Annotated in this window: 21 protein-coding genes; 14 read left to right on the top strand and 7 right to left on the bottom strand. The window is 69.6% G+C overall.

Going from position 1 to position 22,044, the window contains the following annotated elements; translation table 11 throughout:
* Positions 1-10: 10 nt before the first annotated feature.
* The 5 genes from C1737_RS11240 to C1737_RS11265 form a co-directional block, all read right to left on the bottom strand.
* Positions 11-859, bottom strand: a complete 849-nt coding sequence (locus C1737_RS11240) for a 1-acyl-sn-glycerol-3-phosphate acyltransferase (RefSeq protein WP_068094158.1) — start codon at positions 857-859, stop codon at positions 11-13.
* Complete coding sequence (locus tag C1737_RS11245; protein WP_068094155.1) at positions 856-1,716, bottom strand: GNAT family N-acetyltransferase; 861 nt, start codon at positions 1,714-1,716, stop codon at positions 856-858. Before C1737_RS11245 ends, C1737_RS11240 begins: the two co-directional genes overlap by 4 nt.
* 124 nt (positions 1,717-1,840) lie before the next feature.
* Positions 1,841-3,484: a GAF domain-containing protein gene (locus tag C1737_RS11250; protein WP_233214734.1), complete on the bottom strand. Its 1,644-nt coding sequence runs from the start codon at positions 3,482-3,484 to the stop codon at positions 1,841-1,843.
* Between the two features lie 838 nt (positions 3,485-4,322).
* Entirely contained in the window at positions 4,323-5,279 is a 957-nt protein-coding gene (locus tag C1737_RS11260; RefSeq protein ID WP_067917194.1) for an electron transfer flavoprotein subunit alpha/FixB family protein, read from the bottom strand.
* 39 nt (positions 5,280-5,318) lie between these two features.
* The gene (locus tag C1737_RS11265; protein WP_068094146.1) at positions 5,319-6,110 is read right to left on the bottom strand and encodes an electron transfer flavoprotein subunit beta/FixA family protein; all 792 of its coding nucleotides are present in this window, start codon (positions 6,108-6,110) and stop codon (positions 5,319-5,321) included.
* A gap of 227 nt (positions 6,111-6,337) precedes the next feature.
* Between C1737_RS11265 and C1737_RS11270 the strand changes: the two genes are divergently transcribed.
* The 5 genes from C1737_RS11270 (at position 6,338) to C1737_RS11290 (ending at position 12,410) form a co-directional block, all read left to right on the top strand.
* On the top strand, positions 6,338-7,147 hold the full coding sequence (locus C1737_RS11270) for a bifunctional 2-polyprenyl-6-hydroxyphenol methylase/3-demethylubiquinol 3-O-methyltransferase UbiG (protein ID WP_067924980.1): 810 nt from the start codon (positions 6,338-6,340) through the stop codon (positions 7,145-7,147).
* Between the two features lie 26 nt (positions 7,148-7,173).
* The gene (locus tag C1737_RS11275; RefSeq protein WP_369807558.1) at positions 7,174-8,736 is read left to right on the top strand and encodes a 1,4-alpha-glucan branching protein domain-containing protein; all 1,563 of its coding nucleotides are present in this window, start codon (positions 7,174-7,176) and stop codon (positions 8,734-8,736) included.
* A 13-nt stretch (positions 8,737-8,749) separates the two neighbouring features.
* Complete coding sequence (locus tag C1737_RS11280; protein WP_102419899.1) at positions 8,750-9,994, top strand: glycosyltransferase family 4 protein; 1,245 nt, start codon at positions 8,750-8,752, stop codon at positions 9,992-9,994.
* 8 nt (positions 9,995-10,002) lie between these two features.
* Positions 10,003-11,358 carry a TIGR01777 family oxidoreductase gene (locus tag C1737_RS11285; protein WP_102418248.1) on the top strand — a complete coding sequence of 452 codons (1,356 nt, stop codon included), beginning with the start codon at positions 10,003-10,005 and terminating at the stop codon, positions 11,356-11,358.
* 65 nt (positions 11,359-11,423) lie between these two features.
* Positions 11,424-12,410, top strand: coding sequence for an alpha/beta hydrolase (locus C1737_RS11290; protein WP_102418251.1), 987 nt, complete (start codon positions 11,424-11,426; stop codon positions 12,408-12,410).
* Positions 12,411-12,476: 66 nt separating this feature from the next.
* Here C1737_RS11290 and C1737_RS11295 read toward each other — a convergent pair whose 3' ends face one another.
* Positions 12,477-13,154: a phosphodiesterase gene (locus tag C1737_RS11295; protein WP_102418254.1), complete on the bottom strand. Its 678-nt coding sequence runs from the start codon at positions 13,152-13,154 to the stop codon at positions 12,477-12,479.
* 63 nt (positions 13,155-13,217) lie between these two features.
* Positions 13,218-13,727 carry a MarR family winged helix-turn-helix transcriptional regulator gene (locus C1737_RS11300; protein WP_102418257.1) on the bottom strand — a complete coding sequence of 170 codons (510 nt, stop codon included), beginning with the start codon at positions 13,725-13,727 and terminating at the stop codon, positions 13,218-13,220.
* Between the two features lie 272 nt (positions 13,728-13,999).
* Here C1737_RS11300 and C1737_RS11305 point away from each other — a divergent pair, with 272 nt between their 5' ends.
* From C1737_RS11305 to C1737_RS11345, 9 genes are read left to right on the top strand one after another with little or no spacing between them, the layout of a single operon-like run.
* Positions 14,000-15,121, top strand: coding sequence for a polyprenyl synthetase family protein (locus C1737_RS11305; RefSeq protein WP_102419900.1), 1,122 nt, complete (start codon positions 14,000-14,002; stop codon positions 15,119-15,121).
* Between the two features lie 27 nt (positions 15,122-15,148).
* Positions 15,149-16,681, top strand: a complete 1,533-nt coding sequence (gene crtI / locus C1737_RS11310) for a phytoene desaturase family protein (protein ID WP_102418259.1) — start codon at positions 15,149-15,151, stop codon at positions 16,679-16,681.
* Complete coding sequence (locus tag C1737_RS11315; RefSeq protein ID WP_102418262.1) at positions 16,678-17,634, top strand: phytoene/squalene synthase family protein; 957 nt, start codon at positions 16,678-16,680, stop codon at positions 17,632-17,634. The genes crtI and C1737_RS11315 overlap by 4 nt, the downstream gene beginning before the upstream one ends.
* A complete protein-coding gene (locus tag C1737_RS11320) occupies positions 17,631-17,954 on the top strand; it encodes a lycopene cyclase domain-containing protein (RefSeq protein ID WP_067918404.1) in 324 nt (107 codons plus the stop codon). Before C1737_RS11315 ends, C1737_RS11320 begins: the two co-directional genes overlap by 4 nt.
* On the top strand, positions 17,951-18,262 hold the full coding sequence (locus C1737_RS11325) for a lycopene cyclase domain-containing protein (protein ID WP_067918406.1): 312 nt from the start codon (positions 17,951-17,953) through the stop codon (positions 18,260-18,262). Before C1737_RS11320 ends, C1737_RS11325 begins: the two co-directional genes overlap by 4 nt.
* Positions 18,249-18,974 (top strand): class I SAM-dependent methyltransferase, encoded by a 726-nt coding sequence (locus tag C1737_RS11330; protein ID WP_068092039.1) that lies wholly within the window; start codon positions 18,249-18,251, stop codon positions 18,972-18,974. The genes C1737_RS11325 and C1737_RS11330 overlap by 14 nt, the downstream gene beginning before the upstream one ends.
* A complete protein-coding gene (locus C1737_RS11335; RefSeq protein WP_102418264.1) occupies positions 18,971-20,518 on the top strand; it encodes an NAD(P)/FAD-dependent oxidoreductase in 1,548 nt (515 codons plus the stop codon). Before C1737_RS11330 ends, C1737_RS11335 begins: the two co-directional genes overlap by 4 nt.
* Complete coding sequence (locus C1737_RS11340) at positions 20,515-21,525, top strand: DUF5914 domain-containing protein (protein WP_102418267.1); 1,011 nt, start codon at positions 20,515-20,517, stop codon at positions 21,523-21,525. Before C1737_RS11335 ends, C1737_RS11340 begins: the two co-directional genes overlap by 4 nt.
* 11 nt (positions 21,526-21,536) lie before the next feature.
* Positions 21,537-21,941 carry a DUF2784 domain-containing protein gene (locus C1737_RS11345; protein ID WP_231980212.1) on the top strand — a complete coding sequence of 135 codons (405 nt, stop codon included), beginning with the start codon at positions 21,537-21,539 and terminating at the stop codon, positions 21,939-21,941.
* Positions 21,942-22,044 lie beyond the last annotated feature (103 nt).

A 22,044-nucleotide genomic window follows, 5' to 3' on the forward strand; every position in this document is an offset into this window, starting at 1 on the left:
CACCATTTGGCTAAGAGGCCAGCAGCACGCGTCCGCGCCGGGCGGGCCGGGCGGCTGTGCCGCCCACCACCGACTGGCAGCGGCTCGCCAGCGCTCGCCGATCCGTCCCCGGGAGCTGCAGGGATTCGACGTGCACCCGCGCCAGCGTGCGTCGCACGGTCAGCAGCCGGCGGATGGATCCGACCAGGGTCTCGTCGCCGACGAAGGCCGGCACGGTCGAGACGCTGCCGTCGACGTGGTGGTAGGTCAGCCGAAGTGGCTGCACCGGACGGCCGGCGTCGATCGCGGCCTGGAACATCGCGGGATAGAACGCCCCGCCGTCCCGACCGCACCAGGTGGTGCCCTCCGGGAAGCACACGACGGTCTGGCCGCCGCTCAGCCGGCGGGCGACGGTGTCGACCACCGCGGGCAACAACCGCAGACTGGACCGCTCGATCGGGATGATCTTCAGGATGCGGGCCACGATGCCCGTTGCGGGCCCGGTGAACATATCGGCCCGGGCGACGAACGACCCCGGCAACACCGAGCCGATGGCGAAGACGTCGAGCCAGGACATGTGCGGGCTGACCACCAGAACCCCGCGCAGGTTGCGAATCGGGCTGCCGGTCACCGTGATCCGGATGCCGAAGCAGCGCAACACCATCCGGCAGTAGATGCGCTGCACGCGCGTGCGGCCGGGCAGCGGCACCGCCAGCAGCGCCACCCCCGGCGCCAGCAGCAGGGCCAGCATGACGCGAAGCGTGACCCGCAGCGCCACCAGAAGCCTCGATGACGCGGTCACGTCGCAGAGACCCACACAACCGGCGTCACACGTCGCGCGCGGCAGCCAGGGGTGCCCGGTGCGGGCGGGCGCGTTCATCGGTCGCCGCCGGCCATCTGCGAGGCCGCCGACACCGACCGCAGCCGCTTGAGATATCGGGTATCGGCGCGCCCTTTGTCGAGCAGGACGCAGAAATCGCCAACCCCGAAGGCGGGGTCGTGCGCGGGCTCACCGCACACCTGCGCGCCCAGCCGCAGGTAACCGCGCATCAGCGCCGGGACCGACGGGCGAGCGGGCGCCGGGATGTCGTCGAGCGCCTTGCCGTCCACGACCACCGGCCGGTGCGGGCGCACCCGGTACTGCGCCGGTGCGGCGTGGCGGTCCAGGATGAAGTCGCGGACGCCCCGCAGCTGGCGGCCCGGAACCCGATTCTCCGGGTCGTCGGCGTCCCCGCAGACCGGCACCGACACGCAGCCGGTCACGTAGTCGTAGCCGTAGCGGTCGAGGTAGGCCAGGATGCCGGCCCACATGAGCAGCACGACGCCGCCGTTGCGGTGGCCCTCGCGCACCACCGCGCGTCCCATCTCCACCAGCGACGGCCTGATCGGGTCGAAAGCGCGGATGTCGAACTCCGTCGCGGTGTAGAGGCCCCCGGCCGCGATCGCGCCCGCCGGCGCCAGCATCCGGTAGCAACCCACCAGTTCGCCGGTGCTGTCGTCGCGGACCAGGAGGTGGTCGCAGTGCTCGTCGAACCTGTCGACATCCCGTCGTTCGCCGTCGTTCGTCGGCAGTGCAAAGCCGGGCGTGGTGGAAAAGACTTCATACCGTAGCCGCTGCGCCGCCTCGATCATGCTGGCGTCGGTGGACAGCAGGAGCGAGTAGTGCGGCCCGGCGGCCGACGCCGCCGTCGCGCCTTCGGCCTTGTCGCTGGGAATCAGGACAGAAGCAATGCTCATGTCAACCAACGTTGCGTAGCCGATGAGCGAGTCGGCATCGTGGCTGTGACGTGTCCGTGCACGTCAGGTGACGAAATGTGGTCGCGAGAGCGGGCTGACCCGGGCTCCCCCTCCAGAGCCCGGGTCAGGAAGTCCGCAGTGGCGCGCTCCAGCGGACGCGTGTGCCGCCGCCGGGCGGACTGGTGATCGCGCAGTCACCGCCGAGGTCTTTGGCACGGCGGGCGATGTCGTCCAGACCATCGGCGCGGTGGCCATTGGCGGGAATCCCGCACCCGTCGTCGGTGATCTCGAGCAGCAGCTCGTCGGTGACGGTGACCTCGACGGCGATGGCCCCGGCCCCCGAGTGCCGCACAGCGTTGCTGAGCGCCTCGTTGACGACGGCTTCGGCGTGTTCGGCGAGTTCGTCGCTCACCGCGGTCATCGTCCCCGCCATGCGCAGCGTCGTCCCCTGATTGTCGTCGTCGGCGAGGCGCGCGATCGCGTCTTGGACGCGCTCGGCGAGCGTGCGCCGCCGGGCCTGCGGGCGCTGGAGATCGAAGACGGTGCGCCGGATGTCGTCGATGACGTTCTGCAACTCGTTGACGGATCTGGTCAGCCGCGAAGCGAGTTGCGGTGAACGAAGCCGGGCCACGACGCCCTGCAGGTCCATCCCGACGGTGAAGACGCGGCTGATCACCTGGTCGTGCAGATCGCGGGCGATGCGTTCCCGGTCGACCAGCACGCTCAACTCCCGCGCGTTCCGCCGTTCGGTCGCCAGCGTGAGGGCGATCGCCGCGTGGTCGGCGAAGTCGCGAACCAGGTCGAGATGCGTTTCGTCGAAGGGCTCCGCATCGGTGTTACGGGCCACCACGATCACGCCCAACGTCTGCTGGTCGGATCTGAGCGGCATCAGGATCGCGGGTCGCTCGCCTACGTCGGTGAACGCCGGGATGGGACGCCGAAATGTCTCGGTGAGCAGCGGCCAGCCGGCCCGAAACACCTCGCCGGTGGTGGACCCGTCGATCGGGATCTCTTGCCCCAGAACCTGATCCGCGTGCAGGCCGACCGCCGCGGACACGACGAGGCGGTCGTCGTTGGGCCGGTCGGGGTCGGTCGGAACGAGGACGATCGCCTGCTCGGCGTCCGTCAGCTCGGCGGCGCGCTCGACGATCAGTTGCAGAGGTTGCACGCCGGGGCCCGACTCGGACAGCAGGGCGTTGCTGATCTCGCGGCTGGCGTCGGTCCACCGGGCGCCCGCGCGGACCCGGTCGAACAAGCGGGCATTGTCGATGGCCACCGATGCCGCCGACGCGAGCGCCCGGACGGTGACCTCGTCGGCCTCGCAGAAGCAGCGGCCGGGCCGGTCGTCGGTGACGTAGAGGCTGCCGAACACCACGCCGCGGATGATGATGGGCATGCCGAGGAACGCCCGCATCGGCGGGTGGTGCTCCGGGAACCCCACGGCCGTCGAATGGTCGGACAGCTCGGCCACGCGCAACGGCTCTGTACGGTCGCGCAGGGCACCAAGCAGCCCTTTGCCCACCGGCAGATGACCGACCCGCCGCACGGTATCCGCGGCCATCCCACTGTGTACGAAGGACGCCAGAGTTCCCTCGGGCCCCCACACCCCGATGGCGCCGTAGCGGGCACCGGTCATGCCTATCGCGGCGGCCACGATGCGGTGCAGTATCGCGTCCAGCTCGAGATCGGAACCGATCTCGATCGCTACCTGGAGCAGCTGCGCCATCTGCTGGCGTTCGGCGGCCAATTCGTCGAGCTGCTCATGCATCCGGCTCAGAAAGTCCGGGCGGCGGAGCCCAAAAGCCGATCCACACTCGTCTTCGCGCATCTCCCGACTTTCTTCAGACTGATGCCCGGTGGCGCAGGTAGTGAAGGCGAACCCCGCTTGCGAAAATAAGTTTGCTGAGAAGGGAAGTTACCGTTGGGGTTAGGCCTTAATCTGCCGGTAAAGCCACCATACCAGTTAGCGGAAGACATCGTACAAGTGTTGCTATACGTGACGGATAGCCGTAACATACCGTTATGACCGCCTGCCGGTCGTACTGCTGGGAATGCGGCACCGCCTTTTACGGCCGTGCCGACGCACGGTATTGCAGCGCGGCATGCCGACAGAAAGCCCACCGCGCCCGGGTCCGCCGCCGCGCCGCCAATCAGACGGTGCCCGCGCCTCACGCGGGAAGCGCGGTTGCCCGCGCACAAGAAGCCCGTCAGGCAGCCCGCGTCGTCCGGCAACGCGCGCAGGATGCGCGGCGCTCGGCATCGAAAGCCCGTGCGGCAGTTGCATTTTCGAGCGGCGACCAAGATCTCGCCGAGGGGGCTGCGCGTCGGCGACCGACGTCCGATTGAACGCCTTTCCAACTTTGCGGCCCGGATGCCCTCGGGCGGAAGACATTTCGGGTTCACCGAACCGGCCTCAGGTGTGACCGCGCATCGACGCGACGCTGACCGGGCGCGGCGGTCGGCTTCAGGACCACTTCCCGACTCTGGAATTTGATAGCGCCCGCGCTATCAAATTCCAGCAGCCAGTACCCGCTGCGGACACAGTCCCAAGCCTCGAGACGCAAGAGCCCCGGCGCCGCGGCGCCGGGGCTCTCAAGCCGAGGAACTCAGCCCTTGCGTGCCTTGATGGCGTCGGTCAGCTGCGGGGCGACCTTGAACAGGTCGCCCACCACGCCGTAGTCGGCGATCTCGAAGATGGGCGCCTCTTCGTCCTTGTTGACCGCGACGATGGTCTTCGAGGTCTGCATGCCCGCGCGGTGCTGGATGGCCCCGGAAATCCCCAACGCGATGTAGAGCTGGGGCGACACCGTCTTGCCGGTCTGACCGACCTGGAACTGGCCCGGGTAGTAGCCGGAGTCGACCGCGGCGCGCGACGCACCGACGGCGGCGCCCAGCGAGTCGGCCAGCGCCTCGACCACGCTGAAGTTCTCCGCGCTGCCCACGCCGCGGCCACCGGACACCACGATCGAGGCCTCGGTGAGCTCCGGCCGGTCACCGGCGACCGCCGGCTCACGGGCCGTGATCTTGGTGGCGTTCTCGGCGGGCGCCGGTACCTCGACGGTGACCTGCTCGCCGGCACCGGCCTGCGGCTCGGCGTCGATGGCGCCGCCGCGGACCGTGATCACCGGGGTGTCGCCGTTGGCCTGCGACTCGACGGTGAACGCGCCACCGAAGATGGAGTGCACCGCCTTGTTGCCCTCCTGGACGCCGACCACGTCGACCAGCAGGCCGGATCCGATCCGGGCGGCGAGCCGGCCCGCGACCTCTTTGCCGTCGGCGTTGGCGGCCAGCAGCACGGCCGCCGGAGCGTTCGACTCGGCGAGCGAGGCCAGCACGTCGACCACCGGGGTGATCAAGTAGTTCTCGGCGTCGTCGGACTCGGCGACATAGATCTTGGCGGCGCCCGCCTCCTTCAAACCGTCGATCAGGGGCGCGGCCGTGCCGGGCTTGCCGACGACGACGGCGGCCGGCTCGCCCAGCGGGCGGGCGGCGGTGATCAATTCGGAGGTGACCTTCTTCAGGGCGCCTTCGGCGTGCTCAACGAGCACCAAAACTTCAGCCATGGTTTCTTCGCTCTTCTCGTCTGTGGGATGGGTGCTCGACTAGATGATCTTCTGGGCGACCAGGTACTGGGAGATCTGGTTACCGCCCTCGCCCTCGTCGGTGACCTTCTCACCCGCGGTCTTCGGCGGCTTGGGCGTCGACGACAGCACCTTCGAGCCGGCGTTCTCGAGGCCGACCTCGTCGCTTTCGACCCCGATCTCGGCGAGGGTCAGCACCGTCACCTCTTTCTTCTTCGCGGCCATGATGCCCTTGAAGGACGGGAAGCGCGGCTCGTTGATCTTCTCGGTCACGCTCACCACCGCGGGCAGGGTGGCCTCGAGGCTGAAGACGCCGTCGTCGGTCTCGCGCTCGCCGGTGACCTTGCCGCCCTCGATCGACAGCTTGCGCAGGTGGGTCAGCTGCGGAAGGCCCAGGTACTCGGCGATGATCGCCGGCACCGCACCGCCCGAGCCGTCGGTGGACTCGTTACCGGCGATGACGAGCTCGGTGCCCTCGATGGTGCCCAGCGCGCGCGCCAGCGCCCAGGCGGTTTGCACCACGCAGGAACCGCGCATGCCGTCGTCCTTGAGGTGGACGGCCTTGTCGGCTCCCATCGACAGCGCCTTGCGGATCGCCTCGGTGGCGCGTTCGGGGCCCGCGGTCAGCACGGTCACCGACCCCTCGCCGCCTTCCCGCTCACGGATCTGCAAGGCCTCTTCGACGGCGCGCTCGTTGATCTCGTCCAGTACCGCGTCGGCGGCCTCGCGGTCCAGCGTGTAGTCGCCGTCGTTCAGCTTGCGTTCCGACCAGGTGTCTGGGACCTGCTTGATCAGGACCACGATGTTCGTCATGAGTGTGGTTCGTCCTCCTCGAAGGAGTCTCGCAGCAGTCGACCACGAGACTTTCAGTACGCGTTTAGCAGCGCACGGTCGTGTTACTACCGGGTAACTTTGTGCAGCCTGCAGTCACACCATAGCGGGTCGTACTGCACGTTCTTGCGGCGTGTCTACCGTCGGCGACCGGGGGCGCCTCGTTCCCGGTTCGCGAATCCGACACTTCGCGTTAGCCTGCCTATGCGATGAGCGCAACCGTCCCCGACGTACCCCGGCACAGCCTCGGCGATCCGACGCCGGCGGCTGACCCCGTCCTGATGTTGACCGGCGAGCGCACCATTCCGGACCTGGACGTCGAAAACTACTGGTTCCGCCGCCATCAGGTGGTTTACCAGCGACTGGGCGGGCTGTGCGCGGGCCGCGAGGTGCTCGAGGCCGGCTGTGGCGAGGGGTATGGCGCCGACCTGATCGCCGGCGTCGCCCGCCGGGTCGTGGCCGTGGATTACGACGAGGCGGCCGTGGCGCACGTGCGCGCCCGCTACCCGCGGGTGGAGGTCATGCGGGCGAACCTGGCCGAGCTTCCGCTGCCCGACGCGTCGGTGGATATTGTGGTCAACTTCCAAGTCATCGAGCATCTGTGGGATCAGGCACAATTCGTGGCCGAATGCGCGCGGGTGCTGCGTCGCGACGGGCTGCTGATGGTGTCCACACCGAACCGGATCACGTTCTCCCCGGGCCGCGACACCCCGATCAACCCGTTCCACACCCGCGAACTCAACGCCGGTGAGCTGACCCAGTTGTTGGTCGACGCCGGCTTTCGCGACGTAGCGGTCTCCGGGGTGTTTCACGGTCCGCGGCTGCGGGAGTTGGACGCCCGCCACGGCGGCTCCATCATCGACGCGCAGATCGAGCTCGCGATGGCCGGCAAGCCCTGGCCGCCCGAGCTGGCTGCCGACGTCGCCGCGGTGACCACCGACGACTTCGACATCGTCGAGGACGGCCGCCGTGACATCGACGACAGCCTGGACCTGATCGCAATCGCGGTTGCGCCGTGAGCGATTCGCTCGACCCGGTGCCCGGCATGTTCACCCTGGTCCTGCACACCCACCTGCCGTGGCTGGCCCATCACGGGCGGTGGCCGGTCGGCGAGGAGTGGCTCTACCAGTCGTGGGCGGCGGCCTACCTGCCGCTGATGCGGGTGCTGACCGCGCTGGCCGACGAGGATCGCCGCGGGGTGGTGACCCTCGGCGTCACTCCGGTGGTGAACGCGCAGCTCGACGATCCGTACTGCCTCGACGGCATGCACCACTGGCTGGCCAACTGGCGGCTGCGGGCGGCCGAGGCCGCCAGCGTGCGGTCCGCGCCCCGGTCGAAGTCGGCAGGTTTCCAGTCCTGCACGCCGGAAGCGTTGCGCACCTTGGGTATTCGCGAATGCGCCGAAGCAGATCGGGCGCTCGACGAGTTCGCCACCCAATGGCGGCACGGCGGCAGCCCGCTGTTGCGCGCCCTGATCGACGCCGGCACGGTGGAGTTGCTCGGCGGACCGCTGGCCCACCCGTTCCAGCCGCTGCTCGCGCCGCGGCTTCGCGAGTTCGCCCTGAGCGAGGGGCTCGCCGACGCAGAGCTGCGGCTCGGGCCGCGCGGAAGGCACCGCCCGAGCGGCATTTGGGCGCCCGAATGCGCGTACGCCCCCGGCCTGGAGGACGGTTACGCGGCCGCGGGTGTCACCCACTTCATGGTCGACGGCCCGTCACTGCACGGCGACACCGCCCTGGGCCGGCCGGTCGGCGACACCGACGTGGTCGCGTTCGGGCGCGACCTGCAGGTCAGCTACCGGGTCTGGTCGCCGAAATCGGGCTACCCGGGGCACGCCGCCTACCGCGATTTCCACACCTACGACCACCTCACCGGGCTGAAACCGGCGCGGGTGACCGGCCGCAACGTGCCGTCGGAGGCGAAGGCGCCCTACGACCCCGAGCGCGCCGATCATGCGGTCGACGTCCATGTCGCCGACTTCGTCGACGTGGTCCGCAACCGGCTGGCGAGCGAATCCGAACGGATCGGGCGGCCGGCCCACGTGGTGGCCGCCTTCGACACCGAACTGTTCGGCCATTGGTGGTACGAGGGCCCGACGTGGCTGGCGCGGGTGCTGCGCGCCCTGCCCGCCGCCGGCGTGCGGGTGGGCACGCTGAGCGACGCCATCACCGACGGATTCGTCGGGCGCGCAGTGGCATTGCCGCCCAGTTCGTGGGGCTCCGGCAAGGACTGGCAGGTGTGGGCCGGCGACAAGGTGGCCGACCTGGTCCAGCTCAATGCCGAAGTGGTGGACATGGCCCTGAGCACAGTGGACAAGGCGTTGTCGCAGCGGGCGTCGCTGGACGGGCCGCTCCCCCGCGACCACGTGGCCGATCAGATCCTGCGCGAGACCCTGCTCACGGTCTCCAGCGACTGGCCGTTCATGGTGAGCAAGGATTCGGCCGCCGACTACGCGCGCTACCGTGCGCATCTGCACGCCCACGCCACCCGCGAGATCGCCGGGGCGCTGGCGTCCGGGCGGCGGGACACCGCCGGCCGGCTGGCCGAGGGCTGGAACCGCGCCGACGGCCTGTTCGGCGCGCTGGACGCGCGCAGGCTGCCCCGATGAGGTGGTGGGCCGCGTGAAGATCCTGATGGTGTCGTGGGAATACCCACCGGTGGTGATCGGCGGCCTCGGCCGGCACGTGCACCACCTGTCGACCGCGCTGGCCGCGGCCGGTCACGAGGTCGTCGTGCTGTCCCGCCGCCCGTCGGGCACCGATCCCAGCACGCACCCGTCGTCCGACGAGGTGGTCGACGGTGTCCGGGTTGTCGCGGCCGCGCAAGACCCGCATGAGTTCTCCTTCGGCGCCGACATGATGGCGTGGACACTGGCGATGGGTCATTCCATGATCCGGGCCGGGCTGTCGCTGAAGAAGCGCGGCAGTACACGGCCGTGGCGCCCCGACGTAGTGCATGCGCACGACTGGCTGGTGGCGCATCCCGCGATCGCCCTCGCCCAGTTCTACGACGTGCCAATGGTTTCCACCGTCCACGCCACCGAGGCCGGGCGGCACTCCGGCTGGGTGTCCGGCGCGATCAGCCGGCAGGTGCACGCCGTCGAGTCGTGGCTGGTGCGCGAATCCGATTCGCTGATCACGTGTTCGGCGTCGATGGCCGACGAGATCACCGAACTGTTCGGTCCCGGCCTGGCCGGAATCACGGTCATCCGCAACGGTATCGACGCCGCGCGCTGGCCCTTCGCCGAGCGTCGGCCGCGCACCGGGCCCGCCGAGCTGCTGTACCTCGGGCGGCTCGAGTACGAGAAGGGCGTGCACGACGTCATCGCCGCCCTGCCACGGATCCGGCGCACCCATCCCGGGACCACTCTGACCATCGCCGGGGAGGGCACCCAGCAGGAGTGGCTCATCGAGCAGGCCCGAAAGCATCGGGTGCTCAAGGCAATCCGGTTCGCCGGACACCTCGACCACGCGGCGCTGCTCCCGGTGTTGCATCGGGCCGACGCCGCGGTGCTGCCCAGCCACTACGAGCCGTTCGGGATCGTCGCGCTGGAGGCCGCCGCGGCGGGCACCCCGCTGGTGACCTCCAACATCGGCGGCCTGGGCGAGGCGGTGATCAACGGCCGGACCGGGGTGTCGTGCGCGCCCCGCGACGTCGCCGGGCTGGCCGCGGCCGTGCGGTCCGTGCTCGATGATCCGGAGGCCGCGCAGCGACGCGCCCGCGCCGCCCGCGAACGGCTCACCTCGGCCTTCGACTGGAAGACCGTGGCGCAGGAGACGGCGCAGGTGTATCTGGCCGCCAAGCGCGGCGAGCGCCAGCCGCACGCGCGCATGCCCATCGTCGAACACGCCCTGCCGAACCGCTAACCTGCAGTATGGGGCTGGAATACTCGAGCGTGGTCGACGCGCCGATCGCCGACGTCTTCGCCTGGCACGCCAGACCGGGCGCGTTTACCCGACTCTCGCCGCCGTGGCAGCCCATGCGGCTGGTCACCGAGGCCACCTCGCTCAGGGACGGCCGGGCCACGTTGGCGCTACCGGGCGGCCTGCGCTGGGTCGCCGTGCACCAGCCGGACGGCTACGACCCGCCGCGGCGCTTCGTCGACGCCATCGGTGGTGACGGGCTGGCCGCGCTGCCGGCGCGAACCGCGGTGCGCTGGCGGCACACCCACGATTTCGAGGACGTCGGTGGCGGCCGCACCAGGGTCATCGACCGGGTGGAAACGCCGGTACCAGCCGCGTTACTGCGCCCCATGTTCACCTACCGGCACCGTCAGCTGGCCGACGATCTGGCCGCGCACCGGCTGGCCGCCGAGAACGGGCTGGCGACGGCGACGGTCGCCGTCACCGGGGCGTCGGGCCTGGTCGGTTCGGCGTTGACGGCGTTTCTGAGCACCGGCGGCCATCGCGTCATCCGGTTGGTCCGCCGCCCCGCCGGAGGGGACGACGAGCGGAAGTGGAATCCCGACGACCCGGACCCGGGCCTGTTCGAGGGGGTCGACGCGGTCATCCACCTGGCCGGCGAATCGATCGCCGGCCGGTTCACCGAGAGGCATCGAAAAGTGATCCGCGACAGCAGGATTGGGCCGACCCGCCGGCTCGCCGAGGCGCTGGCTCGCACCCCGCGGCGGCCGTCGGTGCTGGTCACCGCTTCGGCGATCGGATACTACGGGTACGACCGGGGTGACGACGTCCTCACCGAGGACAGCGAACGCGGCGATGGCTTTCTCGCCGATGTCGTTGCCGACTGGGAGGCGGCGACCGCGCCCGCGGAACAGGCCGGGGTGCGGGTGGTGCCGGTGCGCACGGGCATCGTGCAGTCCCCGCGCGGCGGCACGCTGAAGCTGATGCGCCCGTTGTTCAGCGCCGGGCTGGGTGGCCGGCTGGGCGACGGCCGGCAATGGCTCTCGTGGATCGGGATCGACGACCTCGTCGAGGTGTATCACCGAGCACTGTGGGACACAGCGCTGTCCGGTCCGGTGAATGCCGTTGCGCCGCACCCGGTTCGCAACAGCGAGTACACCGCCACCCTGGCCCACGTCATGCGTCGGCCCGCGGTGTTGCCGGTGCCGTCGCTCGGGCCCCGGGTGCTGCTCGGCGAGCAGGGCGCCCGCGAGCTGGCGTGTGCCAGCCAGCGGGTTGCTCCGCAGAAGCTCACGGCGGCCGGACACCGGTTCCGCCATCCCGAGCTCGAGCAGGCGCTGCGTCACCTGCTCGGGCGCGAGTCCTGATCGGAAGATCTGAGGCAATCGCCTGATCAAGCCCGATCCGCGCTCATAAATGATTCAATTTCTTAATGATCTCAGGAGCGCCGGCCCGGCACGCCCGCCGGGTCGGCGCGGTCGTGCTGGGCATCGTCGCGGTGGCCACGATGGTGCTCGGCCCGCGCCAAGCCCGGGCCGAATCCACCGAGGCGGACAGCGCGACCGACGTCGCCTGCGCGAGCGCGACCCAGGCGGTGCCGACGACATGGTATTTGCCCAGCACGCCGCCCCGGGGACTGGTCTGGCTACAGCACGGCTTCGTCGAGGGCAAAAAGGTCTGGTCGGCGTTCGCCGCCGAGATCGCCGGCACCGGATTCCTCGTCGTGGCCACCACGCTGCCCACCCTCAGCGCCTTCGGTTGCACGGTGGAGCACCTGATCGACAACAGGGGCTTCCTGGACAACATCGCCGACGTCTTCGCCCACAAAGACGATCCGAACGGCGCGCTGGCCACGTCCTTCGCGAGGGCGGCGGCCGACGTCGGCCGACCGGTGACGCCGTTGCCCGACAAGCTGGTGTTCGTCGGACATTCGGCGGGGGCCGAGGCCGTCGAATACGTCGCCGAGCGCCTGCACAGCACCTACCCGGCCACCTTCGCCCAACTGCGCGGCATCGTCAGCGAAGACGGCGTGAAGTCGTTCATCGGTTCCAACACCGACGAGGCGCTGGCGGGCCTGGCGGCCACCACGCTGCCCATCTACGCCACGGCGTCGCCGCATCTGCTGTGCAACTACTTCCAACGCGGCACCAAGGCGATCGAACGGTATCTGCCGGACCGGCCCTTCCACGGGGTGAAGATCACGACCGGAGCACACGGTGACGCGCTCGGTCCCTCGTCGCCCCTCTACGAAAACCTGGTGTGTGGTCGCCCGAAGCCGGGCAACATCGAGGCGGTGTGGGGCCTGACGCGAGGCTGGATCGCCGATATGGTCGCGGGAACGACCACACCCGACTTCTACCCGGGCGGAAGCTATTACACCGAACTCGAAACGGCCGGCACCATCACCACGCTGCCCTGACGAGTCACGGCACCCGCCGCATGGTCAGTGGCCGCTGCGCGATGTCGAGGCCGAGAGCTTCGCCTCCTAGTCCGCGTCTCGGCCGTGCCGGCTGCGCCGATATGCGCGGGCGCGCAGCTCGGCGAGCCATCGTGGATGCAGGCTCACGCCTGGCGCGGTGTTGGCGACGGGATCGAACGACACGTCCGATGCGCGTTCGGGGTCGACGACGCGGGTCAGCGTGAGTTGGCCCAGCGGGGTGAAAACACCTCCGCCACAGGCCTGGTCGAGTGAGACGTCGATCGTGCCGTGCTCGAGCCGCCTGCGGACGCTGTCCAGCGACAGGCCCGGACCGTCGATCTCGCTCTCGATCCGGGCCCGCAGCCACCAATTGGCTCCCTCATAGTGCAGCGGCATCAGCGTGGTCAGCGTCTGCCCGCTCCACGAGATGGCCGGCCGCAGTGCCAGCGCCCGGGACAGCACCCCCGCCCCCGAGGAGACGACCAGGATGTCCCATGGCCCCGTGGCCTGCGGCGGTGCGACCCGAAAGGCCAGCCCGATGAAGTCGGGCAGTGGCCCCGGCGTGCCGGTGGCCTTCGAGACCCGCGCGACGACCTCGCAGGACGAGATCGGCAGCCCCTCCCCGGCGGGCGAGGCGCGCTCGATGGAACCCTCCGCCAAGACCCCGAGGGGATGGAACAACCGTTTGCCCCGGAGGGCCGAGCCCCACTGGAAGGGCAACGCGACAAGATCGGAAACGCTCACCGGCGGCGGGTTCCCTTTTCCCGGCGGGGAAAACGCCGCGGTACCGCCCGCCCAGATCGCCGATCAGAGCCCGGGGGCTTCCAACTCGCCCTGAAATCGCTGCATCGCGCAGATCAGCGCGCCGAGCACCCGGTGTGCGGCCATCAGGTCTGCGTCGGGTAAGTCTTCGAGGGCGATACTGGTGTGCGCGGCGAGCGGGCCGAAGAACGACCGCGCGGTGGCCAGGCCTGATTCGCCGTGCCGCAGGATCACCTTGCGACGATCGTCGGGATGCGAATCCCGGCGGATGTGGCCGGAATCCATCAACCGGTCCACCAGGTAGGTGATGGCCGAACCGGACAATCCCATCCGATGGCTGAGGTCTCCCGAGGTCATCGGCCGCCCCGCCATCTCTGCCACCATGATGTACATCAACGCACGGAAGTCATTGGCGCGCAGATGATGTGATGTCGCAAACTGTCGGCCGATCTGGTCGGATTCGGTTGAAATCTCCCGCAGATCGGCCGAGATCAGCGACTCCAGCGCGTCTCGGCGCCGCCGCTGCTCGTCAGCGTCCATAACGGTGTGCAGCATATCCCCAAAACGGGACGATCATTCAGTTGGTTAATGATTAATTGATTGAACCGCCTGTGGGCCTGCCTCGTTGCAACGGTCGTGAGGGCACGGCGGTCCGCGGAAGCAAGCCACCGCCGCGTGCGCCACGGCTGGCCAAGAACGGTGAAGTTCAGTAAGTTAAAATTTAAGTTATTGAAGGTAGTGGCATCCCGGAGTGGAGTCGACCGCGCGTGTTTCAGCGGTCCCAGCCTGGGATTGCCAAGCCGTCCAGGAGGGAGCGTGTGGCCAAGATGGGTGCTTTGTCGTTGACATCCGCCACCGAGTCGCCGGTGATCGCGACGGAATCGACCGGCACGACGAACTTCACCGAGTGGCGAACCCGGGTGCGGGAAGCCGTTCTCGCCCACCTCGCCGACTTCGTCGGCCCGCGGCGCGCCGAACTGGACGACACGCGCATCCACGCCGCCGGCGACGTCTTGACGGCGTTCGTGTCCGGCGGGAAGTGCCTGCGGTCGACGTTCGTCTACCTGGGGTGGCTCTGCGGTGCCGCGCCCGACGACGCGGCATTGCGGGCAGCGGCCAGTTTCGAGTTGCTGCACGTCTTCGCGCTACTGCAAGACGATGTCATGGACGGGTCGACCGAGCGGCGGGGGCGGCCGGCGGCGCACCTGCAGTTCGCCCGATGGCACCGCCGGCGCGGGTTCTCCGGCTCCTCACGGCGGTTCGGCGAATCCGCGGCCATCCTGCTCGGTGACCTCTGCCTGATCTGGTCCGAGCAGATGCTGCGCGAAAGCGGTGTCGAACCCAGGCGGCTGCAGCGGGCCTGGCCGCGCTACGACGCGATGAGAACCGAGCTGGCGGTGGGCCAGTTCGCGGACCTGACGAGCGATGTCCGGCACATGCCGTCCCTGGAGACCGTGCTGGACGTGGCGCGGCGCAAGTCCGGCAACTACACGGTGCGGCGACCGCTGGAGATCGGCGCGGCGATGTCGGATTGCGACGATCGAACGGTGACGTTACTCGGCCGGTACGGGGCGGCCGTCGGCGAGGCGTTCCAGCTTCGCGACGACGTGCTCGGTGTCTTCGGCTCGCCGGCGACCACGGGGAAACCCTGTGGGGGGGACCTACTGGAACGCAAGGCGACCGGTCTCGTGGTGACCGCGCACCAGCTGGCCGATCCCGTGACCCGCGCCGAGCTGACGAAACTGATGAACTGCCGGGTACTCGACGCTTCCGCCATCGACCGGTGGAAAGCGCTGATCGTCTCGACCGGGGCCGTCGACATGATCGAGGAGATGATCACCGACCGGGTCACAGCCGCACGTGAACACCTCGACGACGCCTCGATCGACGAGCGCGTCCGTACGACGCTGGACGACATGGCGACCGCGTGTACGGATCGCGCAGAATGAGTGCGACAAGTCTGGGAGCATGCTGACATGCGGACTATCGGAGGACGCAGCGAGCGCGTGGTGGTGATCGGCGCCGGCCTGGCGGGGCTGTCCGCCGCTTTGCACCTGGCCGGCCGGGGGCGCGCGGTGACGGTGGTCGAGCGCCAGCCATGGCCGGGCGGCCGCGCCGGCCGGCTCGACATCGACGGCTACCGCATCGACACCGGGCCGACGGTGCTGACGATGACCGACATCATCGACGAGACTTTCGCGGCAGTGGGTCGCAGCCGGTCGGGCCGGCTGGAGCTGCTGCCGCTGGATCCGGCCTACCGCGCGGTGTTCGCCGACGGCAGCGCGCTCGACGTGCACACCGATGCGGATCGGATGGCGACGGCCATCGAAGAGTTCGCTGGCTTCGGGCAGGCAGCGGGTTACCGACGGTTGCGCGAGTGGCTGAATCGTTTGTACCGGATCGAATTCGACGGTTTCATCGCCGCGAACTTCGATTCGCCGCTGTCGTTGCTCACGCCGCAATTGGCGCGGCTGGCCGCGATCGGCGGGTTCCGCAAGTGGGATCGGGTGGTCAAGCGCCACATCAGCGATCCCCGGCTGCAGCGGATCTTCACGTTTCAATCGCTGTACGCCGGGGTGGCGCCACGGAACGCGCTCGCGGTCTACGCGGTCATCGCCTACATGGACACCATCGCGGGGGTGTTCTTTCCGCGCGGCGGTGTTCGCGCGCTGCCCGACGCGCTGGCCGCGGCGGCCGCCGAGGCTGGGGTCCAATTCCATTACAACGCCACGGTTACCGGACTCGATCGCGTCGGGTCGCGGGTCAGCGCGGTGCGAACCGATCGCCTGGACCCCATCGCGTGCGACGCGGTGGTGCTGACCACCGAATTACCGCAAACCTACGCATTATTGGGCCGCACTCCACGTCGGCCCCTGCGGCTGCGGCCGGCACCGTCGGCGGTGGTTGCTCATCTGGGCTGTCGCCGGGTTCCGTCCGACACGGCGCATCACACCATCCTGTTCGGTGATTCCTGGGACCAGACCTTCACCGACATCATCCGCGACGGACGGCTGATGCAGGATCCGTCCTTGCTGGTCACCCGCCCCACGGCCAGCGACCCGACGCTCGCCCCGGACGGGCACGATCTGCTGTACGTGCTTGCCCCGGCGCCGAATCTGGCCCGCGGGGACATCGACTGGGGCAGTGCGGGCGCCCCGTACGTCGACAACCTCATCGACGACGTCGCGGCGCGGCTGCTGCCTGATCTGCCCGACAGCGCAACGGTATTGGACGTGATTACGCCGGCCGACTGGGCCCGTCAGGGCATGGCCGCGGGCAGCCCCTTCGCGCTGGCCCACACCTTCGCGCAGACGGGCCCGTTCCGGCCGGCCAACATGGTGCGCGGCGTCGACAACGCGGTGCTCGCCGGGTCGTCGACGGTGCCCGGCGTCGGTGTCCCCACCACCCTGATCTCGGGCCGGCTCGCCGCCGACCGCATCACCGGCCCCAATGCCGGACGAGCCAACCGGATGCCGACGCATCACGACATGGGAGCCGGGCTGACATGATTCGCAGCGAGTTGGACGCGGCTGGAATCGACAATCCGCGGCTGCGCGAGGGATACCGCCGCTGTCGCGAACTCAACGCCACGCACGGCCGCACCTTCTTTCTGGCCACCCGCCTGCTGGCGCCCGATCAGCGGCCGGCGGTGCATGCCCTGTACGGTTTCGCGCGCTACGCCGACGACATCCTCGACGACCTGGATCCCCAGCTGAGCACCGACATTCGCGGCATGAGGCTGCAGCAATTGGCCGACAAGTTCTTCGCAGGCGGAGACCATCTCGACGATCCCGTGCTCGCCGCGGTCACCCACACCGCGCGCCGCTACCGGATCGACACCGGGCTGTTCGACGACTTCCTCGCCTCGATGCGGATGGATCTCACGGTCACCGATTATCCCGACCGCACAGCCCTCAACCTCTACATGCGTGGGTCGGCCGAAGCCATTGGACTGCAGGTGCTTCCGGTGCTGGGCACCGTGGTGCCCGTCGTAGAGGCCGCGCCCTACGCCGCCGCGCTGGGCAGGGCGTTTCAGCTCACCAACTTCTTGCGCGACATCGATGAAGACCTGCTGCGCGGTCGGGTCTATCTGCCCGTCGACGAACTCGCCGCCCACGGGGTGGACCGCGAGCTGTTGACCTGGTGTCACCAGAACCGGCGCACCGACCCGCGGGTCCGCACCGCGCTGGCCGCGCAGCACGAGATCACCCGGGAGACTTACCGATTCGCCGAAGCCGGCATCGCCATGCTCAGCCCCCGCTCGCAACCGTGCGTCGCTGCCGCGGCGACGCTGTACTCCGAAATCCTGGACCGCATCGAACAAAGCGACTTCGCCGTGTTCACTCACCGGGCCACCGTCGGCAAGGCGCGACGACTGCAGGTCGGCGGAATCGGGCTGATACGGTCGTGGCGGGCGCGCATCAGTTCGCCCGGTGTTTCGGATCCTCCGGGGGCCGCATGACCGATCGCTGGCAATATCTGTTGGTCCTGGCCGCATGCCTGGCGATCACCGCGCCCCTGGAGATGTTCGGCCCCGGCGTCTACCGGCAGTGGCGCCGGCTCGTGACGGCGGTCTTCCCGGTGGCAGTGGTGTTTCTGGTCTGGGACGAGATCGCCATCGCCGCGCACGTGTGGACGTACAACCGCACCTACATCACCGGCCTGAGCATCCCGTTCCGGGTGCCGATCGAGGAAGTGCTGTTCTTCGTCGTCATCCCGATCTGCGCACTGCTGACCTACAACGCCGTGAGCACCATCCTGGAAAGGGTCAACCGCCGATGACCGGGCTGGGCTACACGGTTCCGGCCGTGGCGGCCGTGTTGGCAGTGTGCGCACTGGAATTGGCGGTGTTGCGCACCGGGCTGTTCCGGCGGCCGGCCTATTGGCTGTCGATGCTGATCATTCTCGGCTTCCAGGTTCCGGTCGATGGCTGGCTGACCAAGCTCAGCTCTCCGATCGTCAGCTATGACCCTCGTCAGATCACCGGCCTGCGCTTTCCGTTCGACATCCCCGTCGAGGATTTCTTGTTCGGCTTCGCGCTGGCCACCGCGGTGTTGCTGGGATGGGAACGCCAGCGTGCGCGTCGGTGAGGCCCGGCCCTCCCCCGGCCAGTTGTCGGCCGCGTTCGACGCGGGGGCGACGGCATACGACCGGCTGGTCGGCGCCAGCCCCGGATACCACGAACAATTGCTTCTCTCCGCTCGTCGCATGCGAATCCCCGACCGCGGCAAGGGCTTACGCTTACTCGACCTCGGATGCGGGACCGGGGCCTCGACCGCCGCGCTGCTGGCCGTGGCCCCCGAGGCCGACATCGTCGCCGTCGACGCCTCACGGGGCATGCTCGACGCGGCGGCCGCGAAGGACTGGCCCCCGTCGGTGCGGTTCGTGCACACCCCCGTCGAGCAGCTGGCCGAGCACGGCATCACGGGACCGTTCGACGGGATCCTGGCCGCCTACCTGATCCGCAACCTCGCCGACCGGGACGGCCAACTGCGACAGTTCCGTACGCTGCTGCGGCCCGGCGCCACCCTGGCGGTGCACGAATACTCGGTGCGCGACTCCGCCGCCGCCACCCTGATCTGGCACGCCGTGTGCTGGGGCATCATCATTCCCGCCGGCTGGTGGCGCACCCGGGACGCGGCGCTGTACCGCTACCTGTGGCGCAGCGTGCTGCAGTTCGACGGCGCGGCGCGCTTCCGGGCCCGCCTCGCCGACGCGGGCTTCACCGCGGTGCACAGCGAAACGATGCCCGGCTGGGAGGCAAACATCGTCCACACGTTCCTGGCGGACGCGCCGTCATGATCGGTCCGGGAAGCGCTCACCGCGCCGATCCCCGACGCGAAACACTAGCCGCGGCAACAGGTTTGCCGGACACCGGTGCGCTGACCTCGAGGCCCCGGGCGGTCGTCGTGGGTGGCGGCATCGCGGGGCTGACGGCTGCGACTGGGCTGGCCGAACGCGGCGTCGCCGTCGAGGTCGTCGAGCGCGAGCATTACCTCGGCGGTCGGGTCGGCGGCTGGACCGAGCACCACGACGGGGCCGACCTGGCGATGAATCGCGGATTCCACGCGTTCTTCCGGCAGTACTACAACCTGCGGGCCCTGCTCGGCCGTATCGATCCCCAGCTGCGGATGCTCACGCCCGTCGACGATTATCCGCTCATCGACGGGGCGGGCCGGCGCGACACCTTCCGGGGGCTGCCGCGCACACCACCGTGGAACGCCGTGGCCTTCGCCGCGCGCAGCCCCACGTTCCGGCTTCGCGACTTCCTCGAGATCGACGCGCGCGCGGCCGCGCCGCTGGCGGCGGTGTCGGTGCCCGGCATCTACCAGCGCCTCGACCATGTCGACGCGGCGACCTTCCTCAAGGACATCCGGTTCCCGCCGGCCGCACGGCATTTGGCGTTCGAGGTGTTCTCCCGCAGCTTCTTCGCCGACCCGTCGAAGTTGTCCGCCGCCGAGTTGGCGACCATGTTCCACATCTACTTCCTCGGGTCGTCCGAAGGCCTCATCTTCGACGTCCCCACTTCCAATTACGACAGCGCCCTCTGGCAGCCGCTGCGGGCCTACCTGGAGGCGCGCGAGGTGCAGTTCCGGCTCGGCACCGGCGCCGCGCGCATCGACCCGGGCCAGACGAAGCCCTTCCGGGTGCAGACCGATTCCGGGGAGCACGTCGAGGCGGACGCCGTCGTGCTGGCCACCGACGTGGCGGGATTGCAGCGTGTGGTGGCCGCATCGACCGATCTGGCCACCGATGCCTGGCGCGGGCAGATCGCGCGGCTGCGCACCGCCCCGCCCTTCGCCGTGCACCGGTTGTGGCTCGATCGGCCCGTCGCCGACCAGCGACCGGCGTTCCTCGGCACGGCCGGCCACGAGCCACTGGACAACATCAGCGTGCTGGAGCGCTACGAACGCGAGGCGGCCCAATGGTCCCGCGCGCACCGGGGCTCGGTCGTCGAGCTGCACTCCTACGCCCTCGACTCCGCGCCGTCCCGCGCGGCCGCGCTGCGTCAACTGCACAGGGTCTACCCGGAAACCGCTGCGGCGCAGGTCGTTTCCGAGCGCCTGCTGCATCGCAGCGATTGTCCGCTGTTCTCGCCCGGGTCCTATGCGGACCGGCCCGCCGTCGTGACGCCGCAGCCCGGACTGCTGCTGGCCGGCGACGCCGTCCGCGTCGACTTGCCCGTCGCACTCATGGAGCGCGCCGCCACCACAGGGTGGTGCGCCGCGAACCATTTGCTGAGAAAATGGGGACTGGCCGGCCACCCGTTGGTCACGGTACCCACCCGAGGCCGGTCACCCCTGTTGCGATGGCTCGCCACCCGCGAAGGACGTGCCCGACGATGAACATTCGCGAACAGCTGCAACACCTGTGGCCGGCGACGCGGTCCAAAGACTGGCCCCTGCAGGTGATCCCACGTACGTCGTGGGCCGACCAGCGACCGACCTACCGGGATGCGCAGCCCGCCATCATCGACGCCGCGCTAAAGCGGGCCCGGCAACGGCCCACCGGGAACTGGTTCGCGTTCGCGGGCACCGCCGACGTGCGCCCCGGCCGGCCGTTCGGCGCTCGGGTCGCCGGGGTCGAGGTCGTCGCCTGGCGCGACGAACAACGCCGGCTCTGCGTGGGCCCCCGCAGTTGCCCACACCTGGGGGCTGATCTGGCCACCGGGGCCGTGCACCGCGGCACGTTGATCTGCCGATGGCACGGGCTGGCGCTCGACGGCCATTCCCGTGAGTTCGGGTGGAGCCCCTTGCCCAGCCACGACGACGGCACGCTGGTGTGGGTGCGACTCGACGAAGTGGGCGGGGAAACGCCGTTGGAGGAACCGGTGATTCCGGCCCGACCGACCGGCGAGACCTTGGCCGCGGTGGCCCGCATGGCGGGCGTGTGCGAGCCCGAAGACATCATCGCCAATCGGCTCGACCCCTGGCACGGTGCGTGGTTCCACCCCTACTCGTTCACGCGGCTCGAAGTGCTCACCACGCCGACCGAACACGTCGATCGCTTCTTGGTGGCGGTGACTTTCCGGATGGGACGCCTGGGCGTTCCCGTCGTCGCGGAATTCAGCTGCCCGGAGGCGCGCACCATCGTGATGCGCATCGTGGACGGCGAGGGAACCGGCAGCATCGTCGAAACCCACGCCACCCCAATCGGTTCGGGGCCCGATGGGCGCCCCCGCACCGCGGTGCTGGAAGCCACCATCGCGCATTCGGACCGTCCCGGGTTTCAGCGGGCATCCCGGGCTGCGCCGGTGATCACGCCGCTCATGCGCCTCGCGGCCAACAGGCTCTGGCGCGACGACCTCGCCTACGCCGAGCGTCGCTATCAGGTCCGCGGCGGCCTGGGCTGACGGGGTCCACCGTGCGGAAAGGGTATGTCGTCGCCGTCGTCCTCACGGTCGGCATGCACCTCGCCTACCTGGCGTACGTACCGGTGGGCGGCTTCCTCGCGCTGCGCTGGCCGCGCACCATCGTGCTGCACCGCGCCGCGGTCGCCTGGGGCGTCGCCGTCGTCACGCTCGAGCTGCCTTGCCCGTTGACGGCACTGGAATCGTGGGCGCGGCGCCGCGCAACCATGAATCCCCTACCGGCCACGGGCTTTGTCGACCGCTATGTCGCGGGCACGCTCGTCCCGTCCGGCCGCGTCGGGGTCGCACAGTTCTTCGCGTTCGTGGCTGCCGCCGTCTCCTGGGCCCTGTTCGCGGGGCGCGTCAGCCGCTCAGGCCGGCCTGTGCCCCCGGCGCGCCGGCCACCGACGAATCCGTGACGGGCGGCACCGCGTGGGGTTGACCCCGACGCGAGTTGCGTTGCCACAAGGCCCAAGCGACCGCCGCAAGCAGGACGGCGGACAGTACCAACATCGGCCAGAG

It is taken from the genome of Mycobacterium sp. 4858 (genome assembly GCF_900240975.1).
Lineage (GTDB): Bacteria > Actinomycetota > Actinomycetes > Mycobacteriales > Mycobacteriaceae > Mycobacterium.